General features: G+C 71.3%; 9 protein-coding genes and 1 pseudogene. 8 read left to right on the forward strand and 2 right to left on the reverse strand.

Features of this window, described 5'->3' with window-relative positions; translation table 11 throughout:
* Positions 1-136 precede the first annotated feature (136 nt).
* A complete protein-coding gene (gene clpX, locus OYE22_RS23685) occupies positions 137-1,423 on the forward strand; it encodes an ATP-dependent Clp protease ATP-binding subunit ClpX (RefSeq protein ID WP_176161603.1) in 1,287 nt (428 codons plus the stop codon).
* A 95-nt stretch (positions 1,424-1,518) separates the two neighbouring features.
* On the opposite strand, the gene OYE22_RS23690 is transcribed toward clpX, so the two are convergent.
* Entirely contained in the window at positions 1,519-2,460 is a 942-nt protein-coding gene (locus tag OYE22_RS23690; RefSeq protein WP_277322278.1) for a hypothetical protein, read from the reverse strand.
* A 144-nt stretch (positions 2,461-2,604) separates the two neighbouring features.
* Positions 2,605-3,678, reverse strand: coding sequence for a hypothetical protein (locus tag OYE22_RS23695; protein ID WP_277322279.1), 1,074 nt, complete (start codon positions 3,676-3,678; stop codon positions 2,605-2,607).
* Between the two features lie 140 nt (positions 3,679-3,818).
* Here OYE22_RS23695 and OYE22_RS23700 point away from each other — a divergent pair, with 140 nt between their 5' ends.
* The 7 genes and pseudogenes from OYE22_RS23700 to mreD all read left to right on the forward strand — a co-directional run bounded on the left by OYE22_RS23700 (position 3,819) and on the right by mreD (position 12,603).
* On the forward strand, positions 3,819-6,452 hold the full coding sequence (locus tag OYE22_RS23700) for a valine--tRNA ligase (protein WP_277322280.1): 2,634 nt from the start codon (positions 3,819-3,821) through the stop codon (positions 6,450-6,452).
* Between the two features lie 136 nt (positions 6,453-6,588).
* On the forward strand, positions 6,589-8,133 hold the full coding sequence (locus OYE22_RS23705) for a folylpolyglutamate synthase/dihydrofolate synthase family protein (RefSeq protein ID WP_277322281.1): 1,545 nt from the start codon (positions 6,589-6,591) through the stop codon (positions 8,131-8,133).
* 13 nt (positions 8,134-8,146) lie between these two features.
* Positions 8,147-8,479, forward strand: a pseudogene (locus tag OYE22_RS23710) (DUF4233 domain-containing protein); the annotation flags it as partial.
* Positions 8,480-8,864: 385 nt separating this feature from the next.
* On the forward strand, positions 8,865-9,278 hold the full coding sequence (gene ndk, locus OYE22_RS23715; RefSeq protein ID WP_176161598.1) for a nucleoside-diphosphate kinase: 414 nt from the start codon (positions 8,865-8,867) through the stop codon (positions 9,276-9,278).
* Between the two features lie 320 nt (positions 9,279-9,598).
* Positions 9,599-10,618 (forward strand): rod shape-determining protein, encoded by a 1,020-nt coding sequence (locus OYE22_RS23720; RefSeq protein ID WP_277324289.1) that lies wholly within the window; start codon positions 9,599-9,601, stop codon positions 10,616-10,618.
* Positions 10,619-10,927: 309 nt separating this feature from the next.
* Positions 10,928-11,866 carry a rod shape-determining protein MreC gene (gene mreC, locus OYE22_RS23725; RefSeq protein WP_277322282.1) on the forward strand — a complete coding sequence of 313 codons (939 nt, stop codon included), beginning with the start codon at positions 10,928-10,930 and terminating at the stop codon, positions 11,864-11,866.
* Complete coding sequence (mreD, locus tag OYE22_RS23730) at positions 11,863-12,603, forward strand: rod shape-determining protein MreD (RefSeq protein WP_277322283.1); 741 nt, start codon at positions 11,863-11,865, stop codon at positions 12,601-12,603. Before mreC ends, mreD begins: the two co-directional genes overlap by 4 nt.
* Positions 12,604-12,677: the final 74 nt, after the last annotated feature.

Raw genomic sequence — 12,677 nt, forward strand, 5'->3', positions numbered from 1 at the left:
TGGCGTGCACTCGATGCCGTGTGGATCGAGTCGCTCCAAGGGGGGCCCGCACGGGGGCCCCGGCAAGGTACCGTCGATAGGCAAGCACCCGGGTCTGCGCAAGCGTTGCAGATCCCAGGCGAAGGGGAAGCACCTCGTGGCACGCATCGGTGACGGCGGCGACCTGCTCAAGTGCTCATTCTGTGGGAAGAGCCAGAAGCAGGTGAAGAAGCTCATCGCAGGCCCCGGTGTGTACATCTGCGACGAGTGCATCGATCTCTGCAACGAGATCATCGAGGAGGAGCTCGCGGAGACCTCCGAGGTGCGCTGGGAGGAGCTTCCCAAGCCGCGCGAGATCTACGAGTTCCTCGAGGGCTACGTCGTCGGCCAGGAGGCCGCGAAGAAGGCGCTCTCGGTGGCCGTCTACAACCACTACAAGCGCGTTCAGGCGGGCGAGGCCGCGAGCAGCCGCGACGACGGCATCGAGCTGTCGAAGTCCAACATCCTGCTGCTCGGCCCGACCGGCTCCGGCAAGACGCTGCTGGCGCAGACGCTGGCCCGGATGCTCAACGTGCCGTTCGCCATCGCCGACGCCACCGCCCTCACGGAGGCGGGGTACGTGGGCGAGGACGTCGAGAACATCCTGCTCAAGCTGATCCAGGCCGCTGACTACGACGTCAAGAAGGCCGAGACCGGGATCATCTACATCGACGAGATCGACAAGGTCGCCCGCAAGAGCGAGAACCCGTCGATCACCCGCGACGTCAGCGGCGAGGGCGTGCAGCAGGCGCTGCTGAAGATCCTGGAGGGCACCACGGCCTCCGTCCCGCCGCAGGGCGGACGCAAGCACCCGCACCAGGAGTTCATCCAGATCGACACGACGAACGTGCTGTTCATCGTGGGCGGTGCGTTCGCCGGCCTGGAGAAGATCATCGAGTCGCGGGCGGGCGCCAAGGGCATCGGCTTCGGGGCCACCATCCGCTCCAAGCGCGAGATCGAGGCCAGCGACCAGTTCCAGGAGGTCATGCCGGAGGACCTGGTGAAGTTCGGGATGATCCCCGAGTTCATCGGCAGGCTCCCCGTCATCACCTCGGTGCACAACCTCGACCGCGAGGCGCTGCTCCAGATCCTGGTCGAGCCGCGCAACGCGCTCGTCAAGCAGTACCAGCGGCTGTTCGAACTCGACGGTGTGGAGCTGGAGTTCGACCGCCCGGCCCTGGAGGCCATCGCCGACCAGGCCATCCTGCGCGGCACCGGCGCCCGTGGCCTGCGCGCCATCATGGAGGAGGTCCTCCAGTCGGTGATGTACGAGGTGCCCTCCCGCAAGGACGTGGCTCGCGTCGTCATCACCGAAGAGGTCGTCCACTCGCACGTGAACCCGACCCTGGTGCCGCGTGAGCCGCGCATCGTCGGCAAGGACGAGCGGCACGAGAAGAGCGCGTAGCGCGCTACCTGACTGAGTGACGCGCGAGGGGCGCCCGGCCAACCGGCCGGGCGCCCCTCGCGCGTGACGGTATGTCATGTGGGGAGGCGGTTGCCTCACTTCGGCGCGCGGGCGTCCTTGTAGACCTGGGCGGTGACGTCGGCGACGGCGCTGAGGTCCGCGGCGCCGGGGTTGGTCACGAGGGCCGGGTCGCCGTAGATGACGGAGCCGAGCGTGCTGGAGTCGCCCCAGGCGCACGTCTGGATGGGCACCGAGTTCGTCTTGACCACCTGGCACTTGACGACGACGCCGTCGAGGCCGGTCGGGGTGAACTCCTGTGGAGTCCCCTGCGGCTCGGCGCTCCCGCTCGTGCGCATCTTCTGGAAGTACCAGTCGACGCTGCCCTCCGGGTCGGTGGACGTGCCGTACGCGCCGACGAGGGTGAGCCTCTTGGTGTTTCCCTGGTGGTACTCCGCCGAGACCGACCCCTCGGTGGTGAAGCCCGTCGGCTCCTCGCCGTCCGGGCCGGTGCTGTTCTGCGGTGTGCCCTTGCGCTGGAAGTCGCCCGCGACCGTCAGCGGCGTCGTCAGCTTGTACCGCTGGGCCGGCTCGGTCACCTCCGGCTGGGTCTCGTCGGTGCCGCCCGTCCCGCCCGAACCCTGCTGGCCGCCGGTGTCGCCGACGACGGTGTCCTTCTTCTTGTTCTTGGCCGAATCGTCGTCACCGTCGCCCCCGTTGAACAACAGGACCGCGCCGACGACCGCCGCGCAGGCCACGACCGCGCCCACGACGATGCCGACCGTCTTGTTCCTGTTGCCCCCGCCCTGCGGCGGCATCGGCGGGCCCGGCTGCTGGTACTGGCCCAGCTGCCCATACGGGCCCGGCTGCTGCTGCGGGTACCCGTAGCCCTGCGGGGGCTGCCCGTAGGGGCCGGGCTGGGGCGGCTGGGGCGGGTAGCCGTAGCCCGGGTCTCCAGCCGCGCCGCCCTGGCCGTAGGGCCCCGGCTGTGGGGGCTGTTGGGGCTGCTGGCCGTAGGGGCCGGGCTGGTGGTAGCTCATGGGTTCCCTCGTTCTGCTGCGTACGGTGTCGCGGCTGGTAGGAGCGGTGGTTGGGCACGGCGTGGGAGGGGCCGGGGCCTCGGGTGGACGGGCCCCGGCCGCCGTGGTGCCGGCGGGGTCGCGCGGACTCCGCTCGCGGGCCGGTCAGCCGGCCTCGACGCGGGCGTCCGAGCGGACCTCGGCGGCGAGCCCCGCCGCCTCGTTCAACGTCATGCCGGCGCCGGTGACCAGGGCCGCCGGGTCCGCCATGACCGTCACGCCGACGGTGCTCTCGTCACCCCAGACGCAGGCGGGGGCCGTGATGGCTCCCTTGGGAGAGGTGAATTTCAGTTCCTGGCACTTGAGCACGTCACCGTCGAAGCCGTCGGGGGAGAACTTCTGCGGGCTGCCGACCGTTTCGGCCGTGCCGTCCTCGACGAGCGCCTTGGTGATGACGGCGAGCGCGAGGTCCGCCGCCCGGTTCGGGTCGGTCACCTTCCCCCACACGCCGCTGAACTGGAGCTTCTTCTGGCCGGGCGTCTGGTAGTTGGCCGAGACCGGGTGCGCGTCCTCGACCACCGGCATCTCCTTGAGCTGCGCCTTGCCCGCCGGGGTCAGGTTGCTCTCGTCCTTGCCCTCGCCGACGCGCTGGTAGTCGCCCGCCACGGTCTGCGGCGTGCTCAGCTCGTACGCGGTGTCCTCGCCCCCGGCGAGGAGCAGGTAGCCGCCGACCGCGGCGGCCACCACCGCGAGGGCCGCGCCGATGACCAGCCCCGTCTTCCCGCGCCGCCCCCCGCCGCTGCCGCCCGCGGTCGGCGGCCCGTACGGCCCGGGCTGCGGCTGCACCGAGTGCATCGACTGCGTGGCCTGCGTCGGCTGCTGCGGATAGGCGGGCTGCTGCTGGGCGTAGGGGCCGTGCGCGTACGGCGGGCCCGGCTGGGCGTACGGGTTGGGGTTCGGCTGCGCCGGTGGCTGCTGCTGCGGGGCAGGCTGGCCGTAGCCGCCCTGGCCGTAGCCGCCGCCCTGGGCGTACGGGTTCGGCTGCTGTGGGGGCGCGGGGTGGCCGTAGCCGCCGGGCTGCGCGGGTTGGGCCGGCTGGCCCTGCGGGCCAGGGGCGGCGGGGTAGCCGTAACCGGGTTGGCCCGCGTACGGGTTGGGTGCCTGCGGCTGGCCACCAGCGTTGCCGTACGGCCCCGGTTGCTCGCCGTAGGGGCCTGACTGCGGCTGGTGGTGGCTCATAGGGCGTCTCCCCGGTGTGTCGAAGGCCACGCGCGACAGTCGCGCCTCAGTCAGCATCCTCCCGGACGCCGTGAGGCGCCCTCACCCCGGGGCGCGCAACGGGTTCGTAACAGCCTGCGCCGGGACCGTAGAATCGGCCCGTGACCGACAACACTCAGCGCCCGCACGACGGGCACCACAGCCCCGCCCCCGAACTGCCGACCCAGTACGCGCCGGCCGACGTAGAGGGGAAGCTGTACGAGCGCTGGGTAGAGCGTGGCTACTTCGAGGCGGACGCGGCGAGCGACAAGCCGCCGTTCACGGTCGTCATCCCGCCGCCCAACGTCACCGGCAGCCTGCACCTGGGCCACGCCTTCGAGCACACGCTGATCGACGCCGCCACCCGCCGCAAGCGGATGCAGGGCTTCGAGACGCTGTGGCAGCCCGGCATGGACCACGCCGGCATCGCGACGCAGAACGTCGTGGAGCGCGAGCTGGCCAAGGACGGCAAGTCGCGGCACGACCTGGGGCGCGAGGCGTTCATCGAGCGCGTCTGGCAGTGGAAGGACGAGTCCGGCGGCCAGATCTCCGGGCAGATGCGCCGCCTCGGCGACGGCGTCGCCTGGTCGCGCGAGCGCTTCACGATGGACGAGGGGCTCTCCCGCGCCGTCCAGACGATCTTCAAGAAGCTCTACGACGACGAGCTGGTCTACCGCGCCGAGCGCATCATCAACTGGTGCCCGCGCTGTCTGACGGCCATCTCCGACATCGAGGTGGAGTACCAGGAGGACGACGGCGAGCTGGTCTCGATCCGGTACGGCGAGGGCGAGGCGTCCGTCGTGGTGGCCACCACGCGCGCCGAGACGATGCTCGGTGACACCGCGGTCGCCGTCCACCCGGACGACGAGCGCTACCGGCACCTGGTCGGCACCGAGATCGAGCTGCCGCTGACCGGCCGCCGTATCCCCGTCGTCGCCGACGCGCACGTCGACCCGGAGTTCGGCACCGGCGCGGTCAAGGTGACCCCGGCCCACGACCCGAACGACTTCGAGATCGGCCAGCGGCACGGCCTGCCCGCGCCCGCCGTCCTGGACGAGCGCGGCGTGATCACCGCGCACGGCCCGTTCCAGGGGCTCGACCGCTTCGAGGCGCGCAGCGCCATCGTCGGCGCGCTGCGCGCCGAGGGCCGCGTCGTCGCCGAGAAGCGCCCGTACAAGCACTCCGTCGGGCACTGCTCGCGCTGCAAGACGACCATCGAGCCCAGGCTCTCGATGCAGTGGTGGGTCAAGGTCGGCCCGCTGGCCAAGCCCGCCGGCGACGCGGTGCGCGACGGGCGGGTCGCGATCCACCCGGAGGAGATGACCAAGCGGTACTTCGACTGGGTGGACAACCTGCACGACTGGTGCATCTCGCGCCAGCTCTGGTGGGGCCACCGCATCCCGGTCTGGTACGGGCCGAACGGCGAGATGGTCTGCGTCGGCCCGGACGAGGAGCCGCCGACGGGCGAGGGCTGGCACCAGGAGACCGACGTCCTGGACACCTGGTTCTCCTCCGGCCTGTGGCCGTTCTCCACGCTCGGCTGGCCGGAGCGGACCGAGAGCGTCGAGAAGTTCTACCCGAACTCCATCCTGGTCACCGGCTACGACATCCTGTTCTTCTGGGTCGTGCGGATGATGATGTTCGGCATGTACGCGATGGACGGCACGCCGCCGTTCCAGACGATCGTGCTGCACGGCATGGTCCGCGACCAGTTCGGCAAGAAGATGTCCAAGTCCTTCGGCAACGCGGTCAACCCGCTGGACTGGATGGACACCTACGGCTCCGACGCCGTCCGCTTCACCCTGGCCCGTGGCGCCAACCCCGGCACCGACGTGCCGATCGGCGAGGACTGGGTGCAGGGCTCGCGGAACTTCGCCAACAAGATCTGGAACGCGACGCGCTTCGCGCTGATGAACGGCGCCACGGTCGAGGGCCCGCTGCCGGCCCCCGAGGAGCTGTCGGCGGCCGACCGGTGGATCCTCTCCCGGCTGAACACGGTCGTCGCCGAGGTGGACGCGTACTACGACGACTACCAGTTCGCCAAGCTCTCGGACACGCTGTTCCACTTCGCGTGGGACGAGGTCTTCGACTGGTACGTGGAGCTGTCCAAGACCACCTTCCAGGCCGGTGGCCCGGCGGCCGACGTCTCGCGGCGGGTGCTCGGCGAGGTCCTGGACGTGACACTGCGGCTGCTGCACCCGCTCGTCCCATTCGTCACGGAGACCCTGTGGACCGCGCTGACCGGGGGCGAGTCCCTCGTCGTCGCGCAGTGGCCGGCCGACAGCGGCTTCCGGGACGCGGCGGCCGAGCGGGAGATCGCGGTGGTCCAGGAGCTGGTCACCGAGGTCCGCAGGTTCCGGGCCGACCAGGGGCTCCAGCCGGGCCAGAGGGTGCCGGCCCGGCTCGACCTGACGGGCACCGCGCTCGCCCCGCACGAGGCGGCGATCCGCTCGCTGCTGCGGCTCCAGCCCGAGGGCGAGGGCTTCACGGCGACCGCGTCGCTGCCGGTCGTGGGCGCGACGGTGGCGCTCGACCTGTCGGGGACCATCGACGTGGCGGCCGAGCGCAAGCGGCTGGCCAAGGACCTGGCCGCGGCGGAGAAGGAGAAGGCGCAGGCGACCGGGAAGCTCGGCAACGAGGCGTTCCTCGCCAAGGCGCCGGAGCCGGTGGTCGACAAGATCCGCAAGCGGCTGGCCACGGCCGAGGAGGACATCGTCCGCATCACGGCCCAGCTCGCGGCGCTGCCCGAGGCGTAGCCGTCCGGCGGGCCGAACGGCAGGAGCACGCGTAACCCGTACGAGGGGTCCCGCACCGAACGTGGTGCGGGGCCCCTCGCGCGCGTGCGGGGCCGGGCGCGCGCCCGGTGTCCGACCCGCCTCGTAGACTGGCGCCGTGAGTGAGCGCCCCCCGAGTGACGAATCCGAGCCCGACGGGCTCGACGCCTTCGACGAGATCATTGAGGCCGAGACCGAGCGCGACCCCGACCTTGCCGTGATCGAGGCGGGAAGTCGCACCCTGCGCGCCCAGGCCGGCCCGCCCCAGGACGACGGCGTGCCGTCCCGTCCCCAGGACCCCGAGCTGGACCGCGCGCTGCGCGAGGTCGAGACGGAGCTGGCCAGCCGCTGGGGGGAGACCAAGCTCGACCCGTCGGTGCAGCGCATCAAGGCGGTCCTGGACATCCTCGGCGAGCCGCAGCGCGCGTACCCGGCGATCCACATCACCGGCACCAACGGCAAGACCAGCACGGCCCGGATGATCGAGGCCCTGCTCGGCGCCTTCGAGCTGCGCACCGGGCGGTACACCAGCCCCCACGTGCAGTCGATCACCGAGCGGATCAGCCTGGACGGCGCCCCGATCTCAGCCGAGCGGTTCATCGAGACCTACCGCGACATCCAGCCGTACGTGGAGATGACCGACGCCCAGCAGGAGTTCCGGCTCTCCTTCTTCGAGGTGCTGACGGCGATGGCGTACGCGGCGTTCGCCGACGCGCCGGTGGACGTCGCGGTGGTCGAGGTCGGCATGGGCGGCACCTGGGACGCGACCAACGTCATCGACGCGGCGGTCGCCGTGGTCACCCCGATCTCGCTGGACCATACGGACCGGCTGGGCGGCACGCACGAGGCGATCGCCACCGAGAAGGCGGGGATCATCAAGGCCCTGGACGGGGCCGACGGCGCCGCCGGAGCCACGGTGGTCCTCGCCCAACAGCCGGTGGAGGCCGCGTCGGTGCTGCTCAAGCGGGCCGTCGAGGTGGATGCCACGGTGGCCAGGGAGGGCATGGAGTTCGGCGTGCTGAGCCGGGAGGTCGCGGTCGGGGGCCAGCTCCTGACGCTGCGCGGCCTCGGCGGCGAGTACCCGGACCTCTTCCTCCCGCTGCACGGCGCGCACATGGCGCACAACGCGGCCGTGGCGCTCGCCGCCGTCGAGGCGTTCTTCGGCATCGGCTCGCAGCACGCCAGGACGCTCGACCTGGACACGGTCCGGGCGGCGCTCGCGGGCGTCAGCTCGCCGGGCCGGCTCGAGGTGGTGCGCCGCAGCCCGACCGTGGTGCTGGACGCGGCGCACAACCCGGGGGGCGCGCGGGCCGCGGCCGAGGCGGTCAGCGAGGCGTTCGCCTTCAGCCGGCTGATCGGCGTGGTCGCGTGCAGCACGGGCAAGGACGTGCGCGGCCTGCTGGAGGCGTTCGAGCCGCTGTTCACCGAGATCGTGGTGACGCGGTACGCGCACGACCGGGCGCTGGACGTGGACGAGCTGGCGGCCGTCGCCGTCGAGGTCTTCGGGCCCGACCGGGTGCAGGTCGAGCCGAGGCTGGACGAGGCGATCGACGTCGCCGTCACGCTCGCCGAGGAGGAGGGCGAGTTCTCCAGCGCCGGCGTGCTGATCACCGGCTCCGTCATCACCGTGGGCGAGGCCCGGCTGCTCCTGGGAAGGGAGTAAGAGCATGCGAACGCTGCGCACGCTGTGTGCGTCCACCCTGATCTGCGAGTTCTTCGTCATCGGCTTCGCCGGCCTGGTCGCCATGAAGCTCTCCGACCTGTCCATGGGCACGGTGTGGACGGTCAGTGGCATCGCCATGGGCCTGTGCGTGCTGCTGTCCGGGATGCTGCGCTGGCCGTGGGCGCTCCAGGTCGGCTGGGCGTTGCAGGTCGGGTTGGTGCTGAGCGGCTTCGTGGTGCCGGTGATGTTCGTCCTGGGCCTGGCGTTCGCCGGCCTGTGGTGGGCCTCCATCCACTACGGGCGGCACATCGACGAGGCCAAGGCGCGCTTCGCGGCGATGGACGAGGCGGCCCGCGAGCTGGCCGAGACGCGCGCCGCGGCCGGCGAGGCCGGGGACGCGGGGGAGACCGGGGACGCTGGCGAGACCGGGGACGCGGGGGAGCCCGGCGGCGCCGGCGAGGCGCGTGAGGGTAGCGAGGTCGGTGAGCCCGGCGCGGCCGGCGAGGCCAGGGCGCCGCGGCAGCGGGCGGCGGCACCGGAAGCGGACGCGGCGCGCCCGGCGTCTGACTCCGCGTAACCCGCGCAGCGCCGCGGGCGCGTCGCGCGTGGCCCCGGCCGGCCGCGCGCGACGCCTCGACGTGGATCATGGCCGGGCCCGGTGCGGGCCGGGGGCGCGCCCCCTGTAGCCTCGGGCGCACCAACCCCCGTCACACTCCCAAGGAGCCGCGATCATGAGCCAGCGCACCCTCGTCCTTCTCAAGCCCGACGCGGTCAGGCGCGGTCTGGTGGGCGAGATCCTGGGCCGCATCGAGAACAAGGCCGGGTGGCGGATCGCCGCGCTGGAGCTGCGGACCCTGGAGCGCGAGGTGCTGGAGCAGCACTACGCCGAGCACGTGGGCAAGCCGTTCTACGAGCCGCTCATGGAGTTCATGACCTCCGGGCCGGCCGTGGCCCTGGTGGTCGAGGGCGAGCGGGTGATCGAGGGCGTGCGCACGCTGGCCGGCCCGACCGACCCGATCGCCGCCACTCCCGGCAGCATCCGGGGCGACTTCGGCACCATCGTGCGCGAGAACCTCATTCACGCCTCCGACTCCGAGGAGTCGGCCGAACGGGAGATGAAGATTTTCTTTCCCGGTCTCGCCTGACGAGACGTCGGATATCCGTCGGGTCTCTTCACCCGACCCACGTGGGTGAACCCGGTTGCCCAGGGGGCGGTCGTATTTTTCCGGTTGTCCCCTGGCATATGCCCATCGTTTGAGGGAACGCATCGCCGCGACACGACGTCTCCATAAGTAGGGGACGGACCCGTGTTCCGCCGACAATGGCGGAGGCTCCCTCGCGCTCTACCGCGGCGAGCGAGACTACGATGGAACCTTCCGCGCCTCGTAAGCGCACACATCACGCCTACCTCAAGCAAGCATTCGCTCAAGTTGGGAAGGCCAGACGCATCCTCATGGGGAACAACATGTCGTTCATCGGCCGTGACATGGCTGTCGACCTCGGGACCGCCAACACGCTGGTTTACGTCAGAGGCCGCGGGATCGTCCTCAACGAGCCTTCTGTTGTCGCGATCAACACCAACACCGGCGGGATTCTCGCGGTGGGCGCGGAAGCCAAGAAGATGATCGGCCGTACGCCGGGGAACATCGTCGCCGTGCGGCCCCTGAAGGATGGCGTTATCGCCGACTTCGAGATCACTGAGCGGATGCTCCGCTATTTCATTCTTAAGATCCACAAGCGCCGTTATCTGGCCCGGCCGCGCGTCGTGGTCTGCGTGCCGAGCGGCATCACCGGTGTCGAGCGGCGCGCCGTCATCGAGGCGTCCACCCAGGCCGGGGCGCGCCAGGTGCACATCATCGAGGAGCCGATGGCGGCGGCGATCGGCTCCGGCCTGCCGGTGCACGAGGCCACCGGCAACATGGTCGTGGACATCGGCGGCGGCACCACCGAGGTCGCCGTCATCTCGCTCGGCGGAATCGTCACGGCACAGTCCATCCGAGTGGCCGGCGACGAGCTGGACAACGCGATCATCCAGCACATCAAGAAGGAGTACAGCCTGCTGCTCGGCGAGCGCACCGCCGAGAGCATCAAGATCACCATCGGTTCGGCGTACGAGTCCGACCAGGAGGAGCACACCGAGATCCGCGGTCGTGACCTGGTCAGCGGGTTGCCCAAGACGGTCGTCATCTCCGCCGCCGAGGTCCGCAAGGCCATCGAGGAGCCGGTCAACTCGATCGTCGACGCCGTCAAGACCACCCTCGACAAGTGCCCGCCCGAGCTGTCCGGTGACGTCATGGACCGCGGCATCGTGCTCACCGGCGGCGGCGCGCTGCTGCGCGGGCTCGACGAGCGGCTGCGCCGCGAGACCGGGATGCCCATCCACATCGCCGAGGACCCGCTGGACTCGGTGGCCCTCGGCTCGGGCAAGTGCGTGGAGGAGTTCGAGGCCCTCCAGCAGGTGCTCGACTCGCAGCCGCGACGCTGAACCAACGGTTGGGTGAACGCGTTCCGCCGCGCGGGTAGCCGCGTCCCGACGCGGCGGAACCCCCGCATAATGGGTCGCAAAAGCCCAGCTCCACAGCACACACCTCGTACCACCGCACCACCGCACCGCCCATCACCGGTACCACGCGCCCCGCGTCATCCGTACGCCGGAGACCCGCGCGGTACGTATCAGGACCACTCCAGCTCATGACGCGGTCCGTACGGACAGCGTTCGCACTGAGGTAGGACGCCCCGACCGGCCGCCGACCCGAAACCGGCCGGTCCGACGAGGAAGGCACGGCCGCCGTACGTGAGGGACACCCGAGAGAGCCGGCTGCTACTAGTGCTGCTGGTCGCCATCGCGTTCGCACTGATCACTGTGGATATCCGCGGTGGCGAGGACTCCCCGCTCGACAAACCGCGCACGGCGGCCCAGACGGTCTTCGGCCCGGTCGAGGACACCGTGGCCACCGCCGTCGACCCGGTCGGCAACGCGATCGCCGCCATACGGGACTCGGACGAGCGACACGATCGCATCAGCACACTGGAGCGCGAGAACGCCGCACTCAAGCACAGACTCGGCAGCGACGACCGCAACCGCGCCCGCGCCGCCGAACTCGACAAGATGCTCAAGACCGCCGGCCGAGGCCAGTACGGCATCAAGGGCGCCGAGGTCATCGCGATAGGGGCGGCCCAGGGCTTCTCCTGGACCGTCACCATCGACGCGGGCAGCAACGACGGCATCGCCCGCGACATGACCGTCATCAACGGTGACGGCCTGGTCGGCCGGATCACCACGGTCGGCCCGTCCACCTCCACCGTGGTGCTCGCCAACGACCCCGACTTCACCGTCGGCACCCGGTTGGAGAAGAGCGGCGAGATCGGCTTCGCGAACGGCCAGGGCGACCGGTCGTTGCGCGTGCAACTCCTCAACGGCAAGGCCAAGGTGAAGAAGGGCGACCGCATGGTCACCTTCGGCTCCCGCGCCGACCGCCCGTTCGTGCCCGGCGTCCCGGTCGGCGAGGTGGTCCGGGTCGACCCCTCGCGCGGCGACCTCACCCGCACGGTTCAGGTCCGCCCGTACGTCGGCTTCACCAAGCTCGACATCGTCGGCATCGTGGTCAAGCCGCCGCGCACCAACCCGCGCGACGAGGTGCTGCCGCCCAAGCCCGCCAAGAAGCCGGTGCCCAAGGTCACCGTCACCGTCACCCCCAGCGCGAACGCGACGCCCGGAGGCGTAGCCCAGTGAAACGCATCGTCCTCTCGGCCTTCCTGGTGGTCGTCGCCCTGATCATCCAGGTCACCGTGTTGGCCCGGCTCCAGTTGCCGGGCGCCGTGCCCGACCTGCTGCTCCTGGTCGTCCTCGGGCTCGCCCTCGGCTACGGGCACACCGCGGGCGCCCTCACCGGCTTCGGCGCCGGCCTCCTGGTCGACTTCGCCCCGCCGGCCGACCACGCCGCCGGGCGGTACGCGCTCGTGCTGTGCGTCATCGGCTACCTGGCCGGGCTCGCCAAGCCGGAGAAGGGCCAGCCGCGCTCGGCCACCGGGCCGATGCTCGTGGTCGTCGGCGCGGCGATCGGCGCCACGCTGCTGTACGCGGCCGTCGGCGCGCTCGTCGGCGACGACGCGGCCCGCCACGTCGGGCTCGGCAAGCTGCTGTTCACCGCCGCCCTGTACGACCTGCTGCTCGCGCCGTTCGTCGTACCGCTGGTGATGGCGCTGGCCCGGCGCACCGAGAACCACCCGCTCAGCGACGGCGGCGGCACCTCCTCCGGCGGGGACCGCTCGCTGAGCTGGCTCTCGCCCGGCTCCGGCGCGGGCGGCTCCGGCGGTTGGGGCAAGGCGGCCCGCTCCGGCAAGCCGGCCCGTATCGGCAAGACCATCCGTATCGGCAAGTCGGCCCGGATCGCCAGCCCGCGCAGCGACCTGCTGGCCAAGCCCGGCAAGGGCAAGCTCGCGCGCATCAAGGGGGCCAAGCGACTGTGATGCGGCAAGCGTCCTGGCGGCCCGCGCCGGCGGGCCCACACGAGGACCCGTACCGGCCGCGGGGCCGTCAGCGC

This window comes from Streptomyces sp. 71268 (genome assembly GCF_029392895.1).
GTDB lineage: Bacteria > Actinomycetota > Actinomycetes > Streptomycetales > Streptomycetaceae > Streptomyces.

Excerpts from the sequence above, each read along its gene's own strand:
- OYE22_RS23690 (WP_277322278.1), bottom strand. The coding sequence starts at position 2,460 with ATGAGCTACCACCAGCCCGGCCCCTACGGCCAGCAGCCCCAACAGCCC.
- OYE22_RS23695 (WP_277322279.1), bottom strand. The coding sequence starts at position 3,678 with ATGAGCCACCACCAGCCGCAGTCAGGCCCCTACGGCGAGCAACCGGGG.
- ndk (WP_176161598.1), top strand. The coding sequence starts at position 8,865 with ATGAGCCAGCGCACCCTCGTCCTTCTCAAGCCCGACGCGGTCAGGCGC.
- OYE22_RS23720 (WP_277324289.1), top strand. The coding sequence starts at position 9,599 with ATGTCGTTCATCGGCCGTGACATGGCTGTCGACCTCGGGACCGCCAAC.